At 60.9% G+C, this 24,520-nt stretch carries 20 protein-coding genes and 1 pseudogene; 12 read left to right on the forward strand and 9 right to left on the reverse strand.

Annotated features, from left to right (window positions below; genetic code table 11):
* Window positions 1-67 precede the first annotated feature (67 nt).
* The 10 genes from ACI77D_RS21945 (at window position 68) to ACI77D_RS21990 (ending at window position 14,624) form a co-directional block, all read left to right on the forward strand.
* Window positions 68-1,930 (forward strand): extracellular solute-binding protein, encoded by a 1,863-nt coding sequence (locus ACI77D_RS21945; protein ID WP_064451979.1) that lies wholly within the window; start codon window positions 68-70, stop codon window positions 1,928-1,930.
* Window positions 1,930-2,988, forward strand: a complete 1,059-nt coding sequence (locus ACI77D_RS21950) for a microcin C ABC transporter permease YejB (RefSeq protein WP_064451978.1) — start codon at window positions 1,930-1,932, stop codon at window positions 2,986-2,988. Before ACI77D_RS21945 ends, ACI77D_RS21950 begins: the two co-directional genes overlap by 1 nt.
* Window positions 2,988-4,010, forward strand: a complete 1,023-nt coding sequence (locus ACI77D_RS21955; protein ID WP_043050504.1) for an ABC transporter permease — start codon at window positions 2,988-2,990, stop codon at window positions 4,008-4,010. Before ACI77D_RS21950 ends, ACI77D_RS21955 begins: the two co-directional genes overlap by 1 nt.
* A gap of 10 nt (window positions 4,011-4,020) precedes the next feature.
* Window positions 4,021-5,592 carry an ABC transporter ATP-binding protein gene (locus tag ACI77D_RS21960; RefSeq protein ID WP_407017470.1) on the forward strand — a complete coding sequence of 524 codons (1,572 nt, stop codon included), beginning with the start codon at window positions 4,021-4,023 and terminating at the stop codon, window positions 5,590-5,592.
* Window positions 5,593-5,632: 40 nt separating this feature from the next.
* The gene (locus tag ACI77D_RS21965; RefSeq protein ID WP_064451976.1) at window positions 5,633-7,030 is read left to right on the forward strand and encodes a sigma-54-dependent Fis family transcriptional regulator; all 1,398 of its coding nucleotides are present in this window, start codon (window positions 5,633-5,635) and stop codon (window positions 7,028-7,030) included.
* A 297-nt stretch (window positions 7,031-7,327) separates the two neighbouring features.
* Window positions 7,328-8,719, forward strand: coding sequence for a GntP family permease (locus tag ACI77D_RS21970; RefSeq protein WP_407017471.1), 1,392 nt, complete (start codon window positions 7,328-7,330; stop codon window positions 8,717-8,719).
* Between the two features lie 7 nt (window positions 8,720-8,726).
* A complete protein-coding gene (locus ACI77D_RS21975) occupies window positions 8,727-9,500 on the forward strand; it encodes a 3-hydroxybutyrate dehydrogenase (RefSeq protein ID WP_407017472.1) in 774 nt (257 codons plus the stop codon).
* Window positions 9,501-9,672: 172 nt separating this feature from the next.
* Window positions 9,673-11,631, forward strand: a complete 1,959-nt coding sequence (locus ACI77D_RS21980; RefSeq protein ID WP_407017473.1) for an acetoacetate--CoA ligase — start codon at window positions 9,673-9,675, stop codon at window positions 11,629-11,631.
* A gap of 136 nt (window positions 11,632-11,767) precedes the next feature.
* Window positions 11,768-14,305, forward strand: coding sequence for a PAS domain-containing protein (locus ACI77D_RS21985; RefSeq protein WP_407017474.1), 2,538 nt, complete (start codon window positions 11,768-11,770; stop codon window positions 14,303-14,305).
* 43 nt (window positions 14,306-14,348) lie between these two features.
* On the forward strand, window positions 14,349-14,624 hold the full coding sequence (locus ACI77D_RS21990) for a peptidylprolyl isomerase (RefSeq protein ID WP_003174397.1): 276 nt from the start codon (window positions 14,349-14,351) through the stop codon (window positions 14,622-14,624).
* 127 nt (window positions 14,625-14,751) lie between these two features.
* Here the strand turns inward: ACI77D_RS21990 and ACI77D_RS21995 are convergent, their stop codons facing one another.
* The 8 genes from ACI77D_RS21995 to ACI77D_RS22030 all read right to left on the reverse strand — a co-directional run bounded on the left by ACI77D_RS21995 (window position 14,752) and on the right by ACI77D_RS22030 (window position 21,697).
* On the reverse strand, window positions 14,752-15,657 hold the full coding sequence (locus tag ACI77D_RS21995) for a sugar kinase (RefSeq protein WP_407017475.1): 906 nt from the start codon (window positions 15,655-15,657) through the stop codon (window positions 14,752-14,754).
* 469 nt (window positions 15,658-16,126) lie between these two features.
* On the reverse strand, window positions 16,127-17,335 hold the full coding sequence (locus tag ACI77D_RS22000) for an amino acid deaminase (RefSeq protein WP_064451970.1): 1,209 nt from the start codon (window positions 17,333-17,335) through the stop codon (window positions 16,127-16,129).
* A 9-nt stretch (window positions 17,336-17,344) separates the two neighbouring features.
* Window positions 17,345-18,109 (reverse strand): IclR family transcriptional regulator, encoded by a 765-nt coding sequence (locus tag ACI77D_RS22005; RefSeq protein ID WP_064451969.1) that lies wholly within the window; start codon window positions 18,107-18,109, stop codon window positions 17,345-17,347.
* Window positions 18,110-18,276: 167 nt separating this feature from the next.
* The gene (locus ACI77D_RS22010) at window positions 18,277-18,666 is read right to left on the reverse strand and encodes a RidA family protein (RefSeq protein WP_064451968.1); all 390 of its coding nucleotides are present in this window, start codon (window positions 18,664-18,666) and stop codon (window positions 18,277-18,279) included.
* Window positions 18,667-18,680: 14 nt separating this feature from the next.
* The gene (locus ACI77D_RS22015) at window positions 18,681-19,463 is read right to left on the reverse strand and encodes an amino acid ABC transporter ATP-binding protein (protein ID WP_064451967.1); all 783 of its coding nucleotides are present in this window, start codon (window positions 19,461-19,463) and stop codon (window positions 18,681-18,683) included.
* Window positions 19,460-20,122 carry an amino acid ABC transporter permease gene (locus ACI77D_RS22020; protein WP_053255671.1) on the reverse strand — a complete coding sequence of 221 codons (663 nt, stop codon included), beginning with the start codon at window positions 20,120-20,122 and terminating at the stop codon, window positions 19,460-19,462. The genes ACI77D_RS22015 and ACI77D_RS22020 overlap by 4 nt, the downstream gene beginning before the upstream one ends.
* Before the next feature lie 11 nt (window positions 20,123-20,133).
* Complete coding sequence (locus ACI77D_RS22025) at window positions 20,134-20,796, reverse strand: amino acid ABC transporter permease (RefSeq protein WP_128591019.1); 663 nt, start codon at window positions 20,794-20,796, stop codon at window positions 20,134-20,136.
* Between the two features lie 52 nt (window positions 20,797-20,848).
* Entirely contained in the window at window positions 20,849-21,697 is an 849-nt protein-coding gene (locus ACI77D_RS22030) for a transporter substrate-binding domain-containing protein (RefSeq protein WP_064451965.1), read from the reverse strand.
* A gap of 334 nt (window positions 21,698-22,031) precedes the next feature.
* Here ACI77D_RS22030 and ACI77D_RS22035 point away from each other — a divergent pair, with 334 nt between their 5' ends.
* Both ACI77D_RS22035 and ACI77D_RS22040 read left to right on the forward strand, forming a co-directional pair.
* Complete coding sequence (locus tag ACI77D_RS22035; RefSeq protein WP_064451964.1) at window positions 22,032-22,280, forward strand: hypothetical protein; 249 nt, start codon at window positions 22,032-22,034, stop codon at window positions 22,278-22,280.
* Between the two features lie 93 nt (window positions 22,281-22,373).
* Window positions 22,374-22,586: pseudogene (locus tag ACI77D_RS22040) on the forward strand (thioredoxin domain-containing protein); the annotation flags it as partial.
* 100 nt (window positions 22,587-22,686) lie between these two features.
* Here ACI77D_RS22040 and ACI77D_RS22045 read toward each other — a convergent pair.
* Entirely contained in the window at window positions 22,687-24,252 is a 1,566-nt protein-coding gene (locus ACI77D_RS22045) for a TerC family protein (protein ID WP_064451962.1), read from the reverse strand.
* Between the last annotated feature and the right edge of the window lie 268 nt (window positions 24,253-24,520).

The raw sequence follows: 24,520 nt of genomic DNA on the forward strand, positions 1-24,520 counted from the left end.
ACGGGCGACGCTTAAGCCGTTAACGTACCCGTCCCTATTCTTCTTCACCTGGCGTTCAAGGCTGATAATGCGATTGGCTTTTTCCCTAAAACTCTTCGGCACTGCCCTGGCCCTTCTAATGGCCAGCACCGCCGCGATTGCGGCCCCGCAAACTTACTTGACCGTATACGGTGAACCCGCCAAATACCCTGCCGGTTTCACCCATTTCGACTACGCCAACCCTAACGCCCCCAAAGGCGGCAGCCTGCGCCGCTCGGCCATCGAGATCGGGCGTTTCGACCATGTGTTGCCGTATATCGACAAAGGCATCGGCGTCTCCCAGGTCGACGGCTGGCTGTACGCCCCGCTGGCCCAGCGTTCGCTGGATGAGCCCTACACGGTTTACGGCCTGGTTGCAGAAAAGATGGAACGCTCGGACGACGGCCTGTCGTTGCGTTTCTACCTCAACCCCAAGGCGCGTTTTGCCGACGGCAAGCCGATCACCGCCGAAGATGTGCGCTACAGCTTCGACCTGCTGATGACCCAAGGCAGCCTGCGTTTTCGCACCCTGTTCGCCGACGTCAAGCACGTCGAAGTCGAAGGCGAGCGCCAGGTGCGTTTTGACTTTTCCAGCAATGAAAACCGCACCCTGCCCCTGGATATCGCCACCTTGCCGGTATTCCCCGAACACTGGTGGAAAACCCGCGATTTCGCCAATGGCGGCGGCTATGAAGCCCCGCTGGGCAGCGGCCCGTACAAAATCAGCAAGATCGACTCCGGCAGCACCATCACGTTTACTCGCGACCCGGACTGGTGGGGCAAGGACTTGCCCGTCAGCCGTGGCCTGTACAACTTCAATCACCTGAGCCTGGAGTATTTCGGCGACACCGAAGTGGCCCGCCAGGTGCTGCGCGGCGGCGCCTACGACTTCAACCGCGAGTTCTCCGCCACCGGTTATTCCATCGGTTACAACGGCCCGGCCCTCGACGACGGCCGCCTGCAACGCGCGCACTTGGCCAAAGAGATGCCGCAACCGGCCCAGGGCTATGTGTTCAACGTGCAAAAGCCGATGTTCAAGGACCGCCGTGTACGTCAGGCGCTGGCAATGCTGTGGGACTTCGAATGGGCCAACCGCCAGATGATGCGCAATATGTACATCCGCCAGCAGAGCTACTTCTCCAATAGCGAGCTGGCGGCGAGCCAATTGCCGACCAAAGAAGAGCTGGCGATTCTCGAACCCCTGCGCGGGCAGATTCCAGACGAAGCCTTCACCCAGGTCTTCAAGGCGCCGATCACCGACGGCAGCGGCATGATCCGCGACAAGCAGTTACAAGCCCTGGCCTTGTTGGAAGAAGCCGGCTGGACACCGGACGGCGACAAGCTGGTGAATGCCCAAGGCGAACCGCTGGAATTCACTTTCCTCAATGCCCAGCCGGGCCTGGAACGTCTGTTGCTGCCGTACAAACGCAACCTCGCGCAGATCGGCATCACCCTGAATATCCGCCGCATCGACTCCTCGCAATACGTCAACCGCATGATGGCGCGCGATTACGACATGATCGTGATTGGCTTCCCGGTGACCACCTCACCCGGGATGGAGCTGTATAACTACTTCGGCTCCCAGGCAGCCTACGACCCCGGCGCCAATAACTACATGGTGTTGAAAGACCCGGCCGTCGACACCCTGATCAACGGCCTGGTCAAGGCCAACACCCACGCCCAGATGCTCACCTACGCCCACGCCCTGGACCGTGTGCTGCAATGGAGCTACCTGTGGATTCCGAATTACTACCCGCCCGGCACCTCCGCCGCGTGGTGGAACCGCTTCGGGCGCCCGGCCATCGCGGCCAAAAACGACGAAGCGCTGGAAACCTGGTGGGAAATCAGCCCCACGCCACTGACGAATGAGCAAATGGACGCCGAGTTGAAAAAACGCGCAGGTACACGCTGATGTTTGCCTATATCGTGCGGCGCCTGCTGCTGATCATCCCGACGCTGGTGATCATCCTGCTGGTGAACTTCGTGATCGTACAGGCCGCGCCCGGCGGGCCGGTCGAACAGGCTATCGCGCACTTGCAAGGGATCGGCGGGGGCGGCATCGGCGGTTCTTCCGGCGAAAGCATCAGCGGCTCACGCGCCAGCCGTGGCCTCGACCCCAAACTGATCAAGGACATTGAAAAACAATACGGCTTCGACAAGCCCGCCCCGGAACGCCTGTGGTTGATGCTGAAGAACTACGCCCAACTGGACTTCGGCAACAGCTTCTTCCGCGGCAAAACCGTGATCGACCTGATCCTGGAAAAAATGCCGGTGACCATTTCCCTGGGTTTATGGGCCACCTTGATTACCTACCTGGTGTCGATCCCCCTGGGCATTCGCAAAGCCGTGCGCCATGGCAGCAGCTTTGACGTGTGGAGCAGCACCGCCATCGTCATCGGCTACGCGATGCCGGCGTTCCTGTTTGCAATGTTCCTGATTGTGCTGTTCGCTGGTGGCACGTCGCTGAACTGGTTCCCGGTGCGCGGGCTGGTGTCGGAGAACTTCGATGAACTCAGCACCGTCGGCAAGATCGCCGACTACTTCTGGCACTTGGTGTTGCCGGTCACGGCGCTGGTGATCGGCGGGTTTGCCACACTGACAATCCTCACCAAGAACTCATTCTTGAATGAAATCACCCGCCAGTATGTGGTCACGGCCCGCGCCAAAGGCTTGAGCGAACGACGCGTGCTCTACGGCCATGTGTTCCGCAACGCGATGCTGCTGGTGATCTCGGGGATTCCCCAGGCCTTTATCAGCGTGTTTTTCGCCGGTTCCCTGCTCATCGAAGTGATCTTCTCCCTCGATGGCCTGGGCCGCATGAGCTACGAGGCCGCCGTGTCCCGTGACTACCCGGTGGTGTTCGGCTCGCTGTTTATCTTCACCTTGTTCGGGCTCTTGATAAAACTCATCGGTGACCTCTGCTACACCCTGGTGGACCCGCGTATCGACTTCGCCGCGAGGAACGCCTGATGCTTAATTTATCCCCGGTGGCGCGTCGGCGTTTTGAGCGGTTCAAGAAAAACCGGCGCGGCTGGTGGTCGCTGTGGCTGTTTATCGGCCTGTTTATCCTGACCCTGGGCGGCGAATTGATCGCCAATGACAAACCGCTGGTGCTCAGCTTCAAGAACGAGCTGTATTTTCCGGTGTTCAAGCGCTACACCGAACAGCAGTTCGGCGGCCAGTTGCCGTTCCAGGCCGACTACCGCAGTGACTACGTGCAAAAGCTGATCAAGCAGGACGGTGGCTGGATGCTGTTCCCGCCGATCCCGTTCAGCGATGACACGCCCAACTACGAACTGACCCGCCCTGCCCCCAGCCCACCCTCGGCGGTGAACTGGCTGGGCACCGACGATCAGTCGCGCGATGTGCTGGCGCGGGTGATCTTTGGTGCACGGGTGTCGATCCTGTTTGCACTGGCGTTGACGGCAATCAGCGCCGCCATCGGCATTGCCGCCGGTGCCTTGCAGGGTTACTACGGCGGCTGGGTGGATCTGCTTGGCCAGCGCATATTGGAGGTCTGGTCCGGATTGCCGGTGCTCTACCTGCTGATCATTCTGTCGGGCTTTGTCGAGCCGAATTTCTGGTGGCTGCTGGGGATCATGGCGCTGTTTTCCTGGCTGGCCCTGGTGGACGTGGTGCGCGCCGAGTTCCTGCGCGGGCGCAACCTGGAATACGTCAAGGCCGCCCGCGCATTGGGCCTGGGCGACGGCAAGATCATTCGCCGGCATATCCTGCCGAATGCCATGACCGCCACCCTGAGTTACCTGCCGTTTATTTTGACCGGGGCGATTTCTACCTTGAGCGCCTTGGATTTCCTCGGCTTCGGCATGCCGGCGGGCAGCGCGTCGCTGGGCGAGCTGATTGCCCAGGGCAAGCAAAACCTGCAAGCGCCGTGGCTGGGCCTGACGGCGTTTTTCACCCTGGCGCTGATCCTGTCGCTGCTGGTCTTTATTGGCGAGGCATTACGTGATGCCTTCGACCCACGTTCATGAGTGACTGCAGATGAACCTGATCGAAATCCGCGACCTCAGCGTCGCCTTCAGCGGCCAGACCGTGGTGAGCAAATTGTGCCTGGATGTCCGCCCCGGCGAGTGCCTGGCACTGGTGGGCGAGTCGGGCTCGGGCAAGTCGGTGACAGCCCATTCGATTTTGCAACTGCTGCCCGAAGCCGGCACCGAAACCACCGGCTCGGTGAAGTACCGCGGCCAGGAGTTGATCGGCGCGTCGGCGAGCACGTTGCAAAAGCTGCGCGGCAACCGCATTGCGATGATCTTCCAGGAGCCAATGACCTCCCTCAACCCGTTGCACAGCATCGAAAAGCAAATCGGCGAAACCCTGCTGTTGCACAAGGGCCTGGGCGGCAAGGCGGCGCAGGCGCGCATCCTCGAACTGCTTGAACTGGTGGGCATCCAGAAACCCCAGGAGCGCCTCAAGGCCTATCCGCATCAACTGTCCGGCGGCCAGCGCCAGCGTGTGATGATCGCCATGGCTCTGGCCTGCGAGCCGGAACTGCTGATCGCCGACGAACCCACCACCGCGCTGGACGTGACCGTGCAGCGCAAGATCCTGCTGCTGCTCAAGTCCCTGCAACAACGGTTGGGCATGTCGCTGCTGCTGATCAGCCATGACCTCAACCTGGTGCGCAGCATTGCCCAACGCGTGTGCGTGATGCGCGCCGGTGAGATTGTCGAGCAGGCCGACTGCCAGACGCTGTTCAACGCACCGCAGCATCCTTACAGCCGCCTGCTGCTGGATGCCGAGCCTGCCGGCAGCGCGCTGTGCAACGACGAACGCGAGACGGTGTTGCAGGTCGACAACCTGACCGTGCAATTCCCCCTCGGCGGCGGGCTGTTCCGGCGCAAAACTTACCTGCGCGCAGTCGACGGCATCAGCCTCAGCGTGCAGCGCGGCAAGACGCTGGGGATTGTCGGCGAGTCCGGTTCAGGCAAGTCGACCCTGGGCCAGGCGATCCTGCGTTTGCTCGATTCCACCGGCAACATCCGCTTCCAGGGCGAAGCCCTCGACCCCCTGAACAACCAGCAAATGCGCCCGTGGCGCAAGCAGATGCAGGTGGTGTTCCAGGACCCGTTCGGCAGCCTCAGCCCGCGTATGTCGGTGCAGCAGATCATCAGCGAAGGCCTGGAAGTGCACGCGCCGTGCAGCCTGGCCGACCGCGATGCGCAGGTGATCCAGGTGCTCAAGGATGTGGGCCTCGACCCCGCCAGCCGTCATCGTTACCCCCATGAGTTTTCCGGCGGCCAACGCCAACGCATCGCCATCGCCCGCGCCTTGGTGCTCAAGCCGGCGCTGATGCTGCTGGACGAACCCACGTCCGCCCTCGACCGCACAGTGCAAAAGCAGGTCGTGGCGTTACTGCGCGAACTGCAGGAGAAATACGGCCTGACCTACCTGTTTATCAGCCATGACCTGGCGGTAGTACGCGCCATGGCCCACGACATGATCGTGATCAAGGATGGCAAGGTGGTGGAGCGCGGCGCGAGCCATGATGTGTTCGAAGCGCCGCAGCACGCGTACACCAAAGAGCTTCTGGCGGCAGCGCATATTCCCTTGTAGGAGCGCGGCCCTCTTCATATTTTGTGTTGGCGGCGGGTGCATGAATAGCAACGAAAGCCTCAAGGATTACCAACGGGTTCGCGGCCTGGCTATCCAGTCGCTGTTCGAGATTATCGAGCAGTCCAGCGAAGGCACGGTGATTGTCGACCGTGACGCGAATATCGTGTGGATGAACGAGCGCTACGCCAAGCGTTTCGGGCTTAAAAGCGCCGACGATGCCATCGGCCAGCCTTGTGAGCAGGTGATCGCCAACAGTTTGTTGCGCCAGGTCGTGCGCAACGATCAGCCGATTTTGCTGGATATCCAGGACACGCCCAAGGGCCCGCTGGTGGTGATGCGCCTGCCGATTCACGACGATGCCGGCGCGGTGATTGGTGCAATTGGGTTTGCGTTGTTTGATGAGCTGCGCAACCTGTCGCCACTGATCGAGCGCTACCTCAGCATGCAGCAGGAGCTTGCTTCCACGCGTTCGTTGCTGCGTTCGCGGCAGAGCAAATACAACTTCGCGCACTTCATCGGCACCAGCGCGGCCAGCCTGGAAGTCAAACGCCGAGCGCGGCGCAGTGCGAGCGCCGAGTCACCGGTGTTGCTGCTGGGCGAAACCGGCACCGGCAAAGAGCTGCTGGCCCAGGCGATCCATGGCGCCTCGCCGCGTGCGCACAAAGCCTTCGTCAGTATCAACAGCGCCGCGATTCCCCATGACCTGCTCGAAGCCGAGTTTTTCGGCACCGCGCCGGGCGCGTTTACCGGAGCCGACCGCAAAGGCCGCCCGGGTAAGTTGCAGATCGCCCAGGGCGGCACGCTGTTTCTCGATGAAATCGGTGATATGCCGCTGCCGCTGCAAAGCAAACTGCTGCGGGTGTTGCAGGAGAAGGAATACGAAGCGGTAGGCTCCAACGACATGCTGCATAGCGATGTGCGGGTGATTGCCGCCACGTCCATGGACCTGGAGGCGGCGATCAAGCGCGGTGAGTTCCGTGCGGATTTGTATTACCGGCTGAATGTGCTGCCGATCCAGGTGCCGCCCTTGAGGGAGCGACTGGATGATATTCCGGCGTTGAGCGAGGCGATTCTTGAAGAGCTGCGCAGCCAGCACGAACTGGACCGCGAGGCCCTCGCGCTGTTGGCGCAACATGCGTGGCCGGGGAATATCCGTGAGTTGCGCAATGTGCTGGAACGCGCAGCGTTGTTGAGTGATGACCTGGTGCTGGATGCCAGGGAGATTCGCGCGGCGATTGGGACGTTTAGCCCGGTGCAGCGTGACGCGGTGGAAACGCTCGAGGGCGAGACGTTTGCGGCGGCGCGGGAGCGGTTTGATCGGCAGCTGATTGCAGCGGCGCTGAAGGCCTGTGAAGGCAATGTGGTGGACGCGGCCAAGCGGTTGGGGCTGGGTAGGTCGACCCTGTACAAGAAAATGGTTGCCCTTGGCATCGCCTAGTCTCAGAACAGAGAAACAATTCTATATATGAAGACAACCTAATGTGGGAGCGGGCTTGCTCGCGAATGCGGTACTTCAGCCAGCACATCTAGCACTGACACACCGCTTTCGCGAGCAAGCCCGCTCCCACATTGGGTCTTCACCTGTCTCTAGATAGAGACAAAATTCTGACCCGCCGATCTAAAATCAAATAATATTCTTATATTTCAACGCGTTAACGTGTTGGCACACATCTCGCTATAGCCCCTCTCCAAAGCACCACCCCACAACAATAACAATCCGATTTGGAGACACACCATGAGTGTGATCATTGCCCTGGCAGCCCTCGCGCTGCTGATGCTGGCGGCCTACCGTGGCTACAGCGTCATCCTGTTTGCCCCCATCGCCGCCCTCGGCGCCGTGCTGCTCACCGACCCGTCCGCCGTCGCCCCTGCCTTTACCGGGGTGTTCATGGAGAAAATGGTCGGTTTTATCAAACTGTATTTCCCGGTGTTCCTGCTCGGCGCGGTGTTCGGCAAGCTGATCGAGCTGTCGGGCTTTTCGCGCTCGATTGTTGCCGCCGCGATCCGTTTGCTCGGCACACGCCAGGCGATGCTGGTGATCGTGTTGGTCTGCGCCCTGCTCACCTACGGCGGCGTGTCCTTGTTTGTGGTGGTGTTTGCGGTTTACCCGTTCGCAGCGGAGATGTTCCGCCAGAGCAATATCCCCAAGCGCCTGATCCCCGCGACCATCGCCCTCGGCGCGTTCTCGTTCACCATGGACGCCCTGCCGGGCACGCCGCAGATCCAGAACATCATCCCCAGCACGTTCTTCAATACCACCGCCTGGGCTGCGCCGTGGCTGGGCTTGATCGGCACCCTCTTCGTGTTCTGCACCGGCATGCTCTACCTGGCGCGCCAGCGCAACAAGGCGCAACGAGCCGGCGAAGGCTATGGCACCGAGCTGCGTAACGAGCCGGAAACCGCTGAAAACCTCACCTTGCCCAACCCATGGGTCGCACTGTCACCGCTGATTCTGGTGGGCGTGATGAACCTGCTGTTCACCCACTGGATTCCGCAGTGGTATGGCAAGACCCACAGCCTGAGCTTGCCGGGCATGAGCGCGCCGGTGACCACCGAGATCGCCAAGCTCACGGCGATCTGGGCGGTGCAGGCGGCGTTGCTGGTGGGTATCGTCATGGTGCTGGTGTTCGGCTGGTCGGCGATTCGCGACAAGCTCGCCGAAGGCAGTAAAAGCGCGGTAAGCGGTGCGCTGCTGGCGGCGATGAACACCGCGTCGGAATATGGCTTTGGTGCGGTCATCGCCTCGCTGCCGGGCTTTCTGGTGCTGGCGGACTGGCTCAAGGGCATCCCCAATCCGCTGGTCAACGAAGCGATCACCGTGACCCTGCTGGCCGGTATCACCGGTTCCGCCTCGGGCGGCATGAGCATCGCCCTGGCGGCGATGTCCGAGAGCTTTATTTCGGCGGCCCATGCGGCCAATATCCCTCTTGAAGTGCTGCACCGGGTCGCGGCCATGGCCAGCGGCGGCATGGACACCCTGCCCCACAACGGCGCGGTGATTACGCTGCTGGCGGTGACCGGCCTGACCCACCGCGAAGCCTACAAGGATATTTTCGGCATCACGATTATCAAGACCCTCGCGGTGTTCGTGGTGATCGGTACTTTCTACGCCACCGGCATTGTGTGAGGTTTACATGACGAACTTGAACGGCAAGACCGCCCTGGTCACCGGCTCCACCAGCGGCATCGGCTTGGGCATAGCGCTGAGCCTGGCCAAGGCCGGCGCCAACCTGATTCTCAACGGCTTCGGCGACGCCAGCGCGGTGATCACCCAGGTGCAGGCGTTCGGCGGCAAAGTCGGCCATCACCCGGCAGACGTCAGCGACCCGGCGCAGATCGCCGACATGCTGGCCTATGCCGAGCGCGAGTTCGGTGGCGTGGATATATTGGTCAATAACGCCGGCATTCAGCATGTGTCGGCGGTGGAGGATTTCCCGGTGGAACGCTGGGATTCGATCATCGCGATCAACCTGTCGTCGGTATTCCACAGCACGCGCTTGAGCCTGCCGGGCATGAAAGCCAAAGGCTGGGGGCGTATCGTCAATATCGCCTCGGTGCATGGCCTGGTCGGTTCGGTGGGCAAGGCCGCGTATGTGGCGGCCAAGCATGGCGTGATCGGCCTGACCAAAGTGGTGGGCCTGGAGACCGCCACCACCAACGTCACCTGCAACGCCATTTGCCCTGGGTGGGTGCTGACGCCGCTGGTGCAGAAGCAGATTGATGACCGTGCGGCCAACGGTGTTGATCCACAGCAGGCGCAGCATGATTTGCTCGCGGAGAAACAGCCGTCGCTGGAGTTCGTGACGCCGCCGCAGCTGGGTGAGTTGGTGTTGTTTCTGTGCAGTGAGGCCGGCGCCCAGGTGCGCGGCGCGGCGTGGAATATCGATGGCGGCTGGCTGGCGCAGTAAACCCCCGCTATTTCAAACGCAGGAGTTTTAAAATGTGGGAGCGGGCTTGCTCGCGAAGGCGGAGTGTCAGCCAGCAAGTTTGTAACTGACCCACCGCATTCGCGAGCAAGCCCGCTCCCACATTGGCTCAGTGTTGTTGGGTAGATTTCATCTAAGAACAAGAGATTGCGCAATGTCCGAGATCCTCTGGCAACCCTCCCCCGAACGCATCGCCAACACGCGGATGGACCAGTTCCGACGCTTCATCAACGGCCGCTACAGCGTTCAGTTGCCGGACTACCCGGCCCTGCACCAGTGGAGCATCGACCAGCGCCCCGACTTCTGGCAGGCCATTGTCGCGTTCTTTGACGTGCAATTTCGCAGCCCGCCCTCGGTGACGCTGATCGAAGACCGTGAAATGCCCAGCGCCCAGTGGTTCCCCGACGCGACACTGAACTTTGCCGAACACTTGCTGCGCCGTCGCGATGATCACCCGGCAGTGGTCGCTATCAGCGAAGACGGCCAGCGCGAACAACTGACCTACGCCGAACTGGCTGCCCACGTCGCCGGCCTGCAAAACAGCCTGCGCGCAGCGGGTGTCGGCGTGGGCGACCGCGTGGCCGCGTGCATGCCCAACACCTGGCAAACCCTGGTCGGCATGCTCGCCACCACCAGCCTCGGTGCGATCTGGTCCTGTTCATCGCCGGACTTCGGCACCCAAGGCGTGATCGACCGTTTCGGCCAGATCGAACCCAAGGTGCTGATCACCTGCGCGGGTTATCGCTACGCCGGCAAGACCATTGACCAAAGCACCAAGCTGAATGAAATCCTTGCGCGCCTGCCCTCCCTGCAACAGTTGATCATCGTGCCGTATGCCCGCCCGCAGGCGACAGTCGAGGACTATCAGACCCAGGCCAGGGTCGCGCTGTGGAGCGACTTCTACCAACCCGGCGGCGAACCTGAGTTTGTCGCCGTGCCGTTCAATCACCCGCTGTACATCCTCTATTCCAGCGGCACCACCGGCGTGCCCAAGTGCATCATCCACGGCACCGGCGGCGTGCTGCTCACGCACCTCAAGGAACACGGTCTGCATGCCGACCTGTCGCGGGCTGACTGCCTCTTTTACTACACCACGTGCGGCTGGATGATGTGGAACTGGCTGGTGTCGGTGCTGGCCCTCGGCGCGACGGCCGTGCTGTATGACGGTTCGCCCTTTCACCCGGGCCCCGAACGGCTGATCGACCTGATCGATGCCGAGAAAATCAGCGTATTCGGCACCAGCCCGAAATTCCTCGCCACGCTGGAAAAAGCCGGCCTGCAACCGCGCCTGAGTCATGATTTGAGCAGCCTCAAAGGGCTGATTTCGACTGGCTCGCCGCTGTCGCCGCAGAGCTACGACTACGTGTACCGCGAAATCAAAGGCGAGCTGTGCCTGTCGTCGATGTCGGGCGGCACCGATATCGTCTCCTGCTTTGTCATCGGCAACCCGGTGCTACCGGTACGGCGCGGTGAAATGCAGTGCAAGAGCCTGGCAATGGCTATCGAAGTGTGGGACGACCAGGGCCAGCCATTGATCGGGGAAAAAGGCGAATTGGTCTGCACTCGGCATTTTCCGGCGATGCCGATCGGGCTCTGGAATGACCCGGATCAGCAGAAACTGCGCGCGTCGTATTTCAGCCAGTTTCCCGGTGTATGGGCCCAGGGCGACTACGCCGAACAGTGCCCCAATGGCAGCCTGTTGATCCATGGTCGCTCCGATGCGGTGCTCAACCCGGGTGGCGTGCGCATCGGCACGGCGGAAATTTATCGCCAGGTGGAAAAGGTCCCGCAGGTCCTGGAAAGCCTGGCCATCGGCCAACGCTGGCAGGACGATGTGCGGGTGGTGCTGTTTGTGCGCCTCAATGACGGCATTGAACTGGATGAAGCCCTGGAGCAACAGATTCGCCAGGTGATTCGCGCCAACACCACGCCGCGCCATGTGCCGGCGAAGATCCTCGCCGTCAGCGATATCCCGCGCACCATCAGCGGCAAGATCGTCGAACTGGCGGTGCGCAACGTGGTGCACGGTGAGCCGGTAAAAAACACTGACGCGTTGGCGAACCCGGAGGCACTGGCACAGTTTCGTGACCGCCCGGAGCTGGCACAAGGATGAAAGGTTTCAGCCTGTAAGCACTCATTTGAAGACAAAACCCCAATGCATGCTATTTTTCGAGGGGTAGTCAGCCGTTCCCGTGTCGCGGGATAATCGGCTTTGTCGTATTTCAAAGTGTCGGGTTTAGGGCTTTTTCATGAAAGTAACATCCACCGGAAGCGAAGCCGTTGCATTGATTGCGCGGCTGGACTGGGCGCAAAGCCCCCTCGGTGAGGCCGATGACTGGCCGCAAAGCCTGCGCACAGCCGTCGATATCGTGGTCCACTCGCCGATGCCGATGCTCCTGCTGTGGGGCAGCCAGCTCACGCAGCTCTACAACGACGGCTTCGCCGCGCTCGCGGGCAACAAACACCCCGGCGCCATGGGCCAACCCGCGCATGAGACCTGGCCGGAGCTGGCGAGCTTCACCGCCCCGATCTACGACGCCGTCCTCACCGGCCAGGTGCGCACGTTCACCGAACAGCGCTTCGTCCTGCAACGCAACCACCGCGACACCGAAATCTGGCTCGACCTGACCTACAGCCCGGTCCGCGACGAAAGCGGCGCCGTCGCCGGTATTCTAGTCACCGCCATCGAAACCAACGAGCGCCGCAGCAAAGCCATCGAACTGCAACAGCGCTCCGATGACAGCCTCAAGGCCCAGCACAGCACCGAACAACGTCTGCAATTGGCGCTGGCCGCCACCGATGCGGTAGGTACGTGGGATTGGGACATCGGCGAAGACCGCTTTATCGCCGACGCCCACTTCGCCTATTTGCATGGCGTCGACCCGAGTGACGCCGGCCTGCTGCCCATCAGCGACTACCTGCAAGGCGTCCATCCCGAAGACCGCGGCATGGTGGCGCGCAGCATCAAGCACTGCATCACTTTCGGCACCGAATACGCCGAGGAATACCGCTTGCTGCAAGCCGATGGCCAGGTGCGCTGGGTGTTCGCCCGTGGTCGCTGCTACAAAGACCCGCAAGGCCGCCCGGCACGCTTCCTTGGCGCCGCGCTGGACCTGACCGAACGCAAACACACCGAGCACGCGCTGCGCCAAAGCCAGACCGAGCTGCAATTGATCATTAACGCCATGCCGGTGCTGATTGGCTACGTCGACCACGAACAGCGCTTTCGCCTGAACAACAGCGCCTACCTGGACTGGTATGGCATGACGCCCCAGGAGCTGTACGGCAAAACCATCCGTGAGGTGATCGGCGACGAGTTGTATGCCGGTCGCGAAGACAAGATCGCTGCCGCGCTCAAGGGCAAGGCCTGCAGCTTCATGACCGTTACGCCGCATCACGACGGCCGGCCGCGCCACGCGTTGATGAAGTACCTGCCACGCTTCAGCAATGACGGCTCGGTGAACGGTTTCTATATCTTTGTCATCGATGAGACCGAACGCAAACTCACCGAAGAGGCCTTGCGGCACCTCAACGAGAACCTGGAAGAGCGCGTCGCCCAGCGCACACAGGCGCTGGCGGAGGCCAACCAGCGCTTGCAAAACGAAATGTTTGAACGCGAGCGCGCCGAAGATGCGCTGCGTCATGCGCAGAAAATGGAAGCCGTGGGCCAGCTTACCGGCGGCATTGCCCATGATTTCAACAATATGCTGACCGGGATTATCGGCAGCCTGGACCTGATGCAGCGCTATATCAGTGCCGGGCGCAGCGACGAAATCGGCCGCTTTACCGACGCCGCGGTGTCTTCCGCCCATCGCGCGGCCGCCCTCACCCATCGGCTGCTGGCGTTCTCCCGCCGCCAATCGCTGGACCGCCGCCCGCTTGATCCGAACCAGCTGGTGGTGTCCCTGGAAGATTTGTTCCGGCGAACCAAGGGCGCGCATATCACGCTCAAGGTGCAACTGGGCCGCGATATCTGGCCCGTGAATACCGATGCCAGCCAGTTGGAAAACGCCCTGCTCAACCTGGTGATCAACGCGCGCGACGCGATGCCCGACGGCGGCGAATTGCTGATCGAAACCGCCAACAGCTACCTCGATGGCAGCGATATCACCACCCTCGAACCGGTGAAGGCCGGCGACTACGTGATGCTGGGCGTGTGTGACAACGGCACCGGCATGGCACCGAAGATCCTGGCCAAGGCGTTCGACCCGTTTTTCACCACCAAGCCTATCGGCCAGGGCACAGGCCTTGGGCTGTCGATGATCTATGGGTTTGCCCAGCAATCCGGTGGCCACGTGACGATTCAAAGCGAACCCGGCCAAGGCACCTGCGTGCGCCTGTACCTGCCGCGCCTGCATGGCACCGCCCTCGAAAGCCACCTGCCGCAACATCTGAGCGAAGCCCCGTTGGCGCTGGCCGGTGAGTCGGTGGTGGTGGTCGAGGATGACCCGGCGGTGCGCATGCTGGTGATCAATGTGCTGGATGAGTTGGGTTACACCGCACACCAGGCCGCGGACGCACGCACGGCGCTGCCGTTGCTGGAGTCGGATTTGCGCGTGGACCTGCTGGTGACCGACGTCGGCCTGCCGGGCATGAACGGCCGACAACTGGCGGAAATCGCCCGTCAGCACCGGCCGGGCCTGCGCGTGTTGTTCATGACCGGTTACGCCGAAAAAGCCGCCGAGCGCCAGGGCTTCCTGGAGGACGGCATGGACATGGTCGCCAAGCCGTTTTCCATTGACCTGCTGGCGACAAAAATCCGCAGCATGATCAGCGTCGACGAATGAGTTCAGGCATAATCGCGCGCCGCCGCACACCTGGTAGAAATCAATGAAAGCCCAAGCCCGTCACATTCTGGTGAAGACCAGCGAAGAAGCCGAACAGCTCAAGCAGCGCATTGCCAAGGGCGAAGCGTTTGATGTGCTGGCCAAGAAATACTCGACCTGCCCGTCCGGCAAGCGCGGCGGTGATTTGGGTGAAGTGCGGCCAGGGCAGATGGTCGGGGCGATTGATGCGGTGATCTTCAAAAAGCCGGTGAAGGTGGTGCACGGGCCAATCAAGAGCAAGTTTGGCTATCACCTGGTGCAGGTGTTTTACCGCGACTGAGGGTTTGGCGTTAGACCGCTTTCGCGAGCAAGCCCGCTCCCACATTTGATTGCATTTCAACTGAAGGAATGCCGTCAATGTGGGAGCCGGGCTTGCCCGCGATCCGCCGCAGGCGGCCATTCACCCGCTACTTCGGAATCAGTGCACCCGGCACTTGAATCACCCGGCTCGCCAACCGATGCCCAGCCAAGGCCGCCGCCTCTGGCGAACCACCCTTCAGCCGACTGGCCAAATACGCCGCACTGAACGAATCCCCCGCCGCCGTCGTATCCACCACCTGCTCGACCTGCAACGCCGGCACGGCAAAGCGCTCGCCTGCGCAACGGATCAAACACGCATCCGCCCCACGCTTGAGCACCACTTCCTCAATGCCCGGGTACGCCGCAAACACCTGCTCAGTGTCGGCATACCCAAACAATGCACGTTCGTCATCCTCGGTCAGCAAGGCGATATCCACCTCGGCCAACACCGTGTGATACGCCGCGCGCGCCGCCTCGACACTGGCCCACAGACGCGGCCGGTAGTTGTTGTCGAACACCACCTTGCCGCCGCGCCGGCGGGTTTCAATCAGGCTTTGCAGTAAGCGCTCACGCCCGATTTCACCGAGCACCGCCAGGGTGATACCGCTGAAATACACCACGGCGTAATCCGGCAAGGCCGCCAGGATCGGTTCGGCGGCCGGCGTGGTGAAGCAATCACGCACAGCGGCTTCATTGCGCCAATAGAGGAATTTGCGTTCGCCGTTGGCGTCCGTCTGGATGCAATACAACCCCGGCAAACGACCGGGCAAGCGCTGAACCCTGTCCAGGCCCAGGCCTTCGTCGCGCCACTGTTGGCACATGGCATCGCTGAAACTGTCATCGCCCAACGCAGTGACGTAGTCGACCGTGCCGACAGCGCCCAGCTCGCGGCGCAGGTACACCGCCGTGTTCAGGGTGTCGCCGCCGAAGCTCTGATGCAGGCTGCCGTCGGCGCGGTGCTGCAGTTCGATCATGCATTCGCCGATCAGGGCGATGCGCGGTTGTGTGTTCATGCCTTTAATCTCTGGTGTGGCTGATGACCCCTTCGCGAGCAAGCCCGCTCCCACAGTTGACTGCATTCCTTCAGATACAACGCGGTCAATGTGGGAGCTGGCTTGCCTGCGATGGCCGCTAATCTCTGGTGTGGCTGATGGCTCCTTCGCGAGCAAGCCCGCTCCCACAGTTGACTGCATTCCTTCAGATACAACGCGGTCAATGTGGGAGCTGGCTTGCCTGCGATGGCCGCTAATCTCTGGTGTGGCTGATGGCCCCTTCGCGAGCAAGCCCGCTCCCACGGTTGACTGCATTCCTTCAGATACAACGCGGTCAATGTGGGAACTGGCTTGCCTGCGATGGCCGCTAATCTCTGGTGTGGCTGATGGCTCCTTCGCGAGCAAGCCCGCTCTCACAGTTGACTGCATTCCTTCAGATACAACGCGGTCAATGTGGGAGCTGGCTTGCCTGCGATGGCCGCGACTCGGTCTAGAAGCAGGTATGCAGCGACTCGATCACCTGCAACTGCTCATCCACCAGGCAGCCCACTTGCCATTTGTCGAAGGTCAGGCAAGGGTGCGAGGTGCCGAACGAGATGATGTCACCGATACGCAACTCAACCCCTGGCGCCACCGTCATGAACGCATGCTGGTCCATCACCGCCGTGACTTTGCACGCGGTCACGTCATCGCCTTCGGCGGGCAGGATACCGGCCTTGTAGCGTTTGAGCGGCACCGGCAACCCGGCGTCGTAGGCCACGTCGCGCTTGCCCAGGGCAATCACGGCAAAGCCAGGCTCGGGCAACGATTGCACATGCGCCCAGACTTCCAACGCAGGGCGCAGGCCTTCATTGAGGTCGCTGCGGCGGTCGAGCACGCAGCATTGCGCGTCTTTGTAGATACCGTGGTCGTGGGCCACGTAGCTGCCCGGGCGCAACACGCTGAGGAAACGGCCGGCGGCGTTTTGCGTTTCGAAGGACTCGGCGATCAGGTCGTACCAGGCCGACCCCGATGCGGTGATGATGGGCTTGGGCAGGTCGAAAGAGCCGTTGTTTTGCAGGTCCACGGCCAATCGCACCAGGCTGGCGGCGAACTCGCGGATGCCGCTGATGGCATGTTCACCGTGGATCACGCCTTCATAGCCTTCAATACCGGTAAGGGCCAGGGCCGGCTGGGCCTTGATCGCCTTGGCGAGTTCGCGCACGTCCTGCTCGCTGCGGCAACCGCAACGGCCGCCGACCACGCCGTATTCGATCATCACGTTCAGGCGCAAGCCACGGGCAGCGAAGAACAGGCCCAGGTCGGCGACGTTGTCCGGGTGGTCGACCATGCAGTGGAAGTCGAAATCAGGATCGGCCAACAGGTCGGCAATCAACGCCATGTTCGGCGCACCAACCAATTGGTTGGCCATCAACACGCGGCGCACGCCACCGGCGTAGGCGGCGCGGGTCTGCACCGCATTGGCCAGGGTAATACCCCAGGCGCCTTGGGCGATCTGGCGCTGGAACAGCGCGGGCATCATGCTGGTTTTGCCATGGGGCGCGAGTTCTGCGCCGCTGTTGCTGACAAACGCTTGCATCCAGCGAATGTTGTGTTCCAGGGCGTCACGGTGCAGCACCAGGGCCGGCAGGCTGACGTCGCGGACCAGGTGGGCGCCAATCGCGGCGGCGCCTTTTTCAACGGCGTTGAAGGCAGACATGGAAAACTCCTATTCGTTGATGCGACGGGCCAGGTTGTTGGCGCTGTCGATCAACACCCGGCGATAGTCGTTGTAATTTTTAATCGCGTCGGCCCGTGGGGCGACGATGCACAAGGTCGCAATGCTGATGCCTTGTGCGTCGCGGACCGGGGCAGCGAAGCAATGGGTAAAGGTGTCGGCCACGCTGTCGAAAGAGAAGAAACCGTCGAGCGTGGCCTGGCGGATTTGCGCCAGGAAGGTGTCCAGCGCCAGGCGCTGGCCGTCCGGCAGGATGAAATCGTCGTAGTCGATCAGGTCGATGATTTGCTGGTCGCTCAAGTGCCCCAGCAACAGGCGCCCGGAGGCAGTCCACGGGATGGGTGCGTTTTCGCCGATGTCCGATGAAATACGGAAATGCCGCTCACCTTCGCGCATCAGCGCCACCGTGTATTTGCGCCCATTGAGCAGGCACATCTGCGCGGTTTCGTGGGTTTGGCTGACGATTTCCTGCAAGGCGTGGTCGGCCTCGCGGGTCAGGTCGAAATGGCGCAGGTGCGCCTGGCCGAGGAAGTACAACTGGCGGCCGAGGTAGACGTGGCCGTCCTTGCCCACCGTTTCCAGGATGCGCCGCTCCAGCAGCGATGCGACCAACTCATAGACGGTGGATTTGGGGCTGCCGATGCCGCTGGCAATATCATTCGGGCGCAGGGGCTGGCCGATCTCCTTGAGAAAATCGAGGATATCGAAAGCACGGTCCAGGCCTTTGGCGCGGCGTTTGATGGTGTCTTCGGTCATGGCAGTAATCGGTCCCGTCAAAGGTGGGTGCTGCACAGTGATCCCCTGTGGGAACGGGCTTGCCCGTGATTGCGGTGGGTCAGTGCCAGATGGGCTGGCTGACACTCCGTCATCGCGGGCAAGCCCGCTCCCACATTGGATCTCCTATGGCTTCAAGAATGGGGCATTTAGCCTTTTTTCCTGTAGGCCACGCAATCAATCTCGACCTTGCAGTCCACCATCATGTTGGCCTGTACACAGGCACGCGCCGGGGCGTGTTCCGGGGTGAAGTATTCGCCGAATACCTTGTTGAAACTCCAGAAGTCCCGTGGGTCTTCCAGCCATACACCCACGCGCACCACGTCTTTGAGTTCGTAGCCGGCCTCTTCCAGAATCGCCACCACATTGCGCAGGGTCTGGCGGGTTTGCTCGACGATGCCGCCGTTGATGATTTCACCGTCCACCGCTGGCACCTGGCCCGAGACGTAGAGCCAGCCGTCCGCTTCCACCGCGCGGGCGAAAGGACGTGGCTGGCCACCGCCGGCGGTGCTGCCGGTGCCGTAACGAGTAATGGTCATAACGTTGCTCCTGATTAAAAACGAATGTTCTTCAAAAATTCCGCCAGGCGCGGCGATTGCGGACGCTCGAAGATGTCCTTCGAGGTGCCCTGCTCTTCAATGCGGCCCTGGTTCATGAATACGATCTTGTCCGACACTTCATAGGCAAAACGCATTTCGTGGGTGACCAGCAACATGGTCATGCCCTCCTCCGCCAGGCCCTTGATCACGCTCAGCACCTCCCCAACCAGCTCCGGGTCGAGGGCCGAGGTGACTTCGTCGAACAGCATCAAGCTGGGGTTCATCGCGATCGCACGGGCAATCGCCACACGCTGTTGCTGGCCGCCGGACAATTGGCCGGGGAAGTGGTTGCGCCGCTCCAGCAGGCCGACGCGGTCGAGCCATTTTTCGGCCAGGGCCACAGCTTCGTCCTTGCCCATTTTCTTGACCTTGAGCAGGCCGAGGGTGACGTTTTGCAACGCCGTCAGATGCGGAAACAGGTTGAACTGCTGGAACGCCATGCCGGTCATCGCGCGGTGCTGGGCAATCACGCGTTCAGGGTGGCGCACACGCTTGCCGGCGATTTCGCTGTAGCCGATGGATTCGCCATCCAGGGTGATCTGGCCGCCCTGGAATTCTTCCAGCAAGTTGACGCAACGCAGCAGCGTGGTCTTGCCCGAGCCGCTGGAGCCGATCAAGGTCACCACGTTGCCGCGCTGCATGGACAGGTCGACGCCTTTGAGCACTTCCACCTGGCCGTATTGTTTGCGCAGGCCGCGAATGTTCAGCAGCGGTGGGTTAGTGTGTGGTTGGTTCATGGCAAGGCCACCCGCTTTTCAATGTAGCGCCCGAATAACTCGATGGCGTAGTTGATGACAAAGAACAGAAACCCGGCGAACAGATAGAACTCCAGGGTCATGAAAGTACGCGCGATCACTTGCTGCGTGCTCAGCAGCAATTCAGCCACGCCAATCACCGAAAGCAAGGTCGAGGCCTTGACGATTTCCGTGGAGGAATTGACCCAGGTCGGCAATATCTGTCGCAGCGCCTGAGGCAACAGCACGTAACCCAGGGACTGGTAGAACGTCAGGCCAATCGCCTTGCCCGCTTCCAGTTGCCCACGGGGGATGGCTTGCAACGCGCCGCGCACAATTTCCGAGACGTGCGAGCCGCAGAACAACGTCAGGCCGACCGCACCGGCCTGGAACGCGGTGATCTGCCAACCGAGCGCCGGCAGCATGTAAAAACACGCCAGCACCAGCACAAACACTGGCGTGCCACGGATCAGGTCAACGTACAGACGAAACGGCGCACGCATCCAGAATTTGCCGTAGGTCAGGATCAACCCCGCAAAGATACCGATCAGCGTGCCAAAGATAATCGCCAGCACCGAGCAGTAGATGCTGGTCTGAAACCCCGCCCAGAGGGTATCCCGGGCGATCCACAACTCATGCAGCCAGCTGGGGGACTCGTACATGGAAACCCTCCTTAACGACGTATCGCCAGACGCTGTTCCAGGTAACGGAGCAGCAGGGCGATGAAATAACAGGCAGCCACGTAGAGCGCGGTCGTGACCATCCAGGTTTCAATCACCCGGTAGCTTTCGACGTTGATCTTGCGGGCGTAATAGGTCAGCTCCGGCACCGCGATAGCGGCGGCCAGCGAGGTGTCCTTGAACAGCGAAATAAAGTTGTTCGACAGCGCCGGCAACACGTTGCGCAGCATCACCGGCACGGTGATGTAGGCACGAATGCGCCACTCGCCCAGGCCGATGGCCAAGCCGGCTTCACGCAAGCCCTTGGGAATATTCAACAGCCCGGCACGGAACACTTCGGTCAGGTAGGCACCGGCATACAGTGACAGGGTGATGATGAAGGAAGGGATTTTGTCGAGACGAATCCCCAGCGACGGCAGGGCAAAGTAGATCAACAGGATCAGCACGAGGATCGGCGTATTGCGGATCACCGTCACATACACCGAGGCGAAGACTCGCAACGCCCGGTGCCTGGACAGCATGGCAAAGGCCATCATCAAGCCGATCACACAGCCAATCGCGATCGACAGCAACGCCAGCTCAAGACCCAGGCCGAGCCCCGCCAGCAAGCTGGGGAAATCACGCCACACGGCGGCAAAGTTCAACTGATAGTTCATGGTCGGCAGTACCTGAAGCGGGGCGCAACACGCTGCGCCCCCGGTTTACACATCACTTGAATTCAACAGGGAAACCAATCGCAGGCTCTGGCAGGTCCACACCGAACCACTGCTTGAACGAGGCTTTGTAGGTCGGGAATTCCACACCGGTCATGGCTTCATGCAACGCCGTGTTGACGAAGTTCAGCCAGTCCTGGTCGCCACGCTTGACGGCGCACGCGTAGGTTTGCGGGCTCCAGGCGTAGGTCGGGCTGCGGTAGCGGCCCGGGTTCTGCACCATCAGGTATTTGACCGAGGATTGGTCGGTGGCGGCAGCATCGGCGCGGCCGGAGTTCACGGCCTGGTACATCAGGTCAACGCTGTCGTACTGATCGACCTTGGCCTTGGGCAGTGCCTGGTGCACCAGCTCTTCGGCATAGACGTTTTGCAGCACGGCCACGGTGACGCTGTCGCCTGCGGCTTGCAGGTCTTCGATTTCTTTGTATTTGCTGTTGTTCGGCAGCAGCAGGCCCACGCCTTCGCGGTAGTACGGCAAGGTAAAGGCTACCTGCTGCGCACGGCTGGCGGTGACGGTGATGAACTGGCAACTCATGTCGACCTTGTCGGTCAGCAGGTTGGGAATGCGTGCGTCGGACGACTGCACCACAAATTCGACCTTGCTTGGATCGTTGAACAATCCCTTGGCCACAATGCGGCCGATGTCGATATCAAAACCTTGCAACTTGCCATCCGCTCCCTGGAAGTGCCACGGCGCATTGGTACTGCCTGTACCCACGATGAGATGCCCACGCTTGAGCACATCATCGAGCTTGCTGTCCGCCGCGTGCACGATGCTTGCGAGGGACGCCGATGCGGCGAAGAGAAAAACACACGCTTTAAACACGGAAGGTCGGTGATGCATGACAAGCACTCCAGGAGTTGTGTATTCCGCTATACCGGAACTTGGTATGTAACAACGGAATAGACAGCAGAAAGTGTGCCACACGCAGTAACAGAAAAATATGCCAAGGATAAATTCGTTATAAATCAGAAAGATAATTTCTCATGGGGTGTACAGCGTGATGCCATCATGGGAAATCAGATTGCTACCCAAGGCCCCACACCGCCGTGAAAGGCCCCAACCGGGTGCACCACAACGGTGTTACCCCGCACCCTTGCGGCGCGGGCGCACCATGCAAAAATCCCCACGCTGGACTAGCCTTGGCACATTCAAGCCAACAAGGACGACCTTTCTGATGAAGCTCAGCCTCACTTTGGTTTTGCTTTCATTCCTGGCAGCCGGCAGCGCCTCGGCCGCGAACGACCGCCACGAATGCAAGGAACAACTGCAGAAACTCAAGGAAGCCTTCAATGCCGACTACACCGGTCAGAACCACCATGACTACCGGCGGGCAAAGGCGTCCAGGGACAATGAGGAATACAAGAAATGCGCGAATCAGGCGCGAAAGGCCCGGGAACGCATGGAGCGCGCGGACGATGCGTGAGCAGCGTTACCTGTGAAGGTTGACAGTAGACGGTGGTGATCTCGCGATTTAGCGTACCCGCAACCATTTGGCCGGGCTCGCAAGGAGATCATCATGGGTGTTGCAAAAACGGTTATTCGTGACCTCGACGAATACCAAAGAATCCTGACTGAACACCCGCTGGTGATTGTGTTGTTCACTTCCCCCTACTGCCCGGCGTGCTTGGGGGCTGACCTGCGTTTCAATCGCATCGCCGCTCAATACGCCGGGCGTGTAAAAAGCATGATCCTCGACACCACCCAAACCCCGCCGATTCACGGGGTTAGCGGCACCCCCACGCTGGTGGTCTACAAAGACGCCCTTGAGGTCGAAAACCTCAAGGGCATCGGTGACCCCCATGAACAGGAAACACTCCTGGAGGAGGTGTTCAAAGACTACGCGTCACCGGCGCCAACAGCACCTGCGTCACCCGTCGCTCTTCCACCGCCGCCACAGCCAGGCGCCAGCCTTCATGCTCGAGACTGTCACCGACCATCGGCAGGCGATCGAGCAGGCTCATCACCAAGCCAGCTAGGGTCTGATAATCCTCGGTGGAAACGGCATTGAAACCGGTACGCTGACGAACCAGGTTGAGGTTCAAGGCGCCATTGGCGCGAAACCCCTCGCCCTCCTCGACAATATCCGGCCCCTCGATTTCGCTGGCGTCCGGCAATTCACCGGCGATGGACTCGAGAATGTCGGTCATGCTCAACACGCCCATGAAGTCGCCGAATTCGTTGATCACGAAGGCGATGTGGGTCGACTCCTGGCGCATCTGCTCCAGGGCATTGAGGATCGAAAAGCTCTCCAGCAGGTTGATCGCCCGACGCGCCAGGTGCTCCAGGTTAGGCTCGTTGCCGGCCAGGTATTCCTTGAGCAATTCCTTTTTGTGCACGAAACCCAGCGGCTCATCCACCGCGCCGTTGCGGATCAACGGCAGGCGCGAGTAGGACGAATGCATCAGTTTGCGGCGGATCGTGTCGGGATCGTCCGCCAGATCGATACAGTCCACCTTGGCCCGTGGCGTCATCAAGGTACGGATCGGCCGCTCGGCCAGTTGCAGCACGCCGCTGATCATTACGCGCTCGCGTCGATCAAACAGCGGACCCTGGGTCGCATCCCGCTCGCCCAGCAAGTCAGCCACGTCTTCACCCACCTCTTCCACCGCCAGGCTTCGGCCGCCGAGCAAGCGCATCACCGCATGGGCGGTACGCTCACGCACTGGCAACACGCCTTGCGCCGACTTCTTGCGGCGGGCGCGGGCAATCTGGTTGAACAGCTCGATCAGGATCGAGAAACCAATCGCCGCATACAGGTAGCCCTTGGGAATATGGAAGCCCAGGCCTTCGGCGGTCAGGGCGAAACCGATCATCATCAAAAAGCCCAGACACAACATGATGACTGTCGGGTGCGCGTTGACGAAACGGGTCAGCGGTTTACTCGCCACGATCATCAGGCCGATGGACACGATCACCGCGATCATCATCACGGCCAGCTCATCGACCATGCCCACGGCGGTAATCACCGCGTCGAGGGAGAACACCGCGTCGAGCACCACGATCTGCGCCACGATCGGCCAGAACATCGCGTACGCCACATTGCCCGTACGCTGTGCCACATGGCCTTCAAGGCGCTCGTGCAATTCCATGGTGGCCTTGAACAACAGGAACACACCACCAAATAACATGATCAAGTCACGGCCGGAGAAGCTCTTGTCGAACACCTCGAACAGCGGCTGCGTAAGCGTCACCAGCCAGGAAATACTCGCCAGCAGGCCCAAACGCATCAGCAACGCCAGGGACAAACCGATCAACCGCGCGCGATCGCGCTGCTCCGGCGGCAGCTTGTCCGCCAGGATCGCGATAAACACCAGGTTGTCGATGCCCAGCACCAGTTCCAGCACAATCAAGGTCAACAGGCCGAGCCAGGCCGTTGGATCCGCTAACCATTCCATTTATAGAGTCTCTTTATAGGTTTCAGAATGCCGGACACGGCAAAGCGCGGTCAGTGGACCGGGACAAGGTTAGCAGTTGGAATACGGGGTGCTTCAGCGGGAACAGCGACAGCGGATGTCTTGGGGAAAGACGACTGGGAGGCTCCGAGAGGGTGTTCATGCAAGTCCTGCAATGAGAAAAGGACTTGAATCGTACAGGCGAAACCCAAACTTCCTACAACGCAAAATTATTACAAAATCTGTCCCCAAGCACACACAAAACCAATGT

It is taken from the genome of Pseudomonas sp. O39, from assembly GCF_045447295.1.
Lineage (GTDB): Bacteria > Pseudomonadota > Gammaproteobacteria > Pseudomonadales > Pseudomonadaceae > Aquipseudomonas > Aquipseudomonas antarctica_A.

Excerpts from the sequence above, each read along its gene's own strand:
- ACI77D_RS21945 (WP_064451979.1), top strand. The coding sequence starts at position 68 with ATGCGATTGGCTTTTTCCCTAAAACTCTTCGGCACTGCCCTGGCCCTT.
- ACI77D_RS21950 (WP_064451978.1), top strand. The coding sequence starts at position 1,930 with ATGTTTGCCTATATCGTGCGGCGCCTGCTGCTGATCATCCCGACGCTG.
- ACI77D_RS21955 (WP_043050504.1), top strand. The coding sequence starts at position 2,988 with ATGCTTAATTTATCCCCGGTGGCGCGTCGGCGTTTTGAGCGGTTCAAG.
- ACI77D_RS21960 (WP_407017470.1), top strand. The coding sequence starts at position 4,021 with ATGAACCTGATCGAAATCCGCGACCTCAGCGTCGCCTTCAGCGGCCAG.
- ACI77D_RS21965 (WP_064451976.1), top strand. The coding sequence starts at position 5,633 with ATGAATAGCAACGAAAGCCTCAAGGATTACCAACGGGTTCGCGGCCTG.
- ACI77D_RS21970 (WP_407017471.1), top strand. The coding sequence starts at position 7,328 with ATGAGTGTGATCATTGCCCTGGCAGCCCTCGCGCTGCTGATGCTGGCG.
- ACI77D_RS21975 (WP_407017472.1), top strand. The coding sequence starts at position 8,727 with ATGACGAACTTGAACGGCAAGACCGCCCTGGTCACCGGCTCCACCAGC.
- ACI77D_RS21980 (WP_407017473.1), top strand. The coding sequence starts at position 9,673 with ATGTCCGAGATCCTCTGGCAACCCTCCCCCGAACGCATCGCCAACACG.
- ACI77D_RS21985 (WP_407017474.1), top strand. The coding sequence starts at position 11,768 with ATGAAAGTAACATCCACCGGAAGCGAAGCCGTTGCATTGATTGCGCGG.
- ACI77D_RS21990 (WP_003174397.1), top strand. The coding sequence starts at position 14,349 with ATGAAAGCCCAAGCCCGTCACATTCTGGTGAAGACCAGCGAAGAAGCC.
- ACI77D_RS21995 (WP_407017475.1), bottom strand. The coding sequence starts at position 15,657 with ATGAACACACAACCGCGCATCGCCCTGATCGGCGAATGCATGATCGAA.
- ACI77D_RS22000 (WP_064451970.1), bottom strand. The coding sequence starts at position 17,335 with ATGTCTGCCTTCAACGCCGTTGAAAAAGGCGCCGCCGCGATTGGCGCC.
- ACI77D_RS22005 (WP_064451969.1), bottom strand. The coding sequence starts at position 18,109 with ATGACCGAAGACACCATCAAACGCCGCGCCAAAGGCCTGGACCGTGCT.
- ACI77D_RS22010 (WP_064451968.1), bottom strand. The coding sequence starts at position 18,666 with ATGACCATTACTCGTTACGGCACCGGCAGCACCGCCGGCGGTGGCCAG.
- ACI77D_RS22015 (WP_064451967.1), bottom strand. The coding sequence starts at position 19,463 with ATGAACCAACCACACACTAACCCACCGCTGCTGAACATTCGCGGCCTG.
- ACI77D_RS22020 (WP_053255671.1), bottom strand. The coding sequence starts at position 20,122 with ATGTACGAGTCCCCCAGCTGGCTGCATGAGTTGTGGATCGCCCGGGAT.
- ACI77D_RS22025 (WP_128591019.1), bottom strand. The coding sequence starts at position 20,796 with ATGAACTATCAGTTGAACTTTGCCGCCGTGTGGCGTGATTTCCCCAGC.
- ACI77D_RS22030 (WP_064451965.1), bottom strand. The coding sequence starts at position 21,697 with ATGCATCACCGACCTTCCGTGTTTAAAGCGTGTGTTTTTCTCTTCGCC.
- ACI77D_RS22035 (WP_064451964.1), top strand. The coding sequence starts at position 22,032 with ATGAAGCTCAGCCTCACTTTGGTTTTGCTTTCATTCCTGGCAGCCGGC.
- ACI77D_RS22045 (WP_064451962.1), bottom strand. The coding sequence starts at position 24,252 with ATGGAATGGTTAGCGGATCCAACGGCCTGGCTCGGCCTGTTGACCTTG.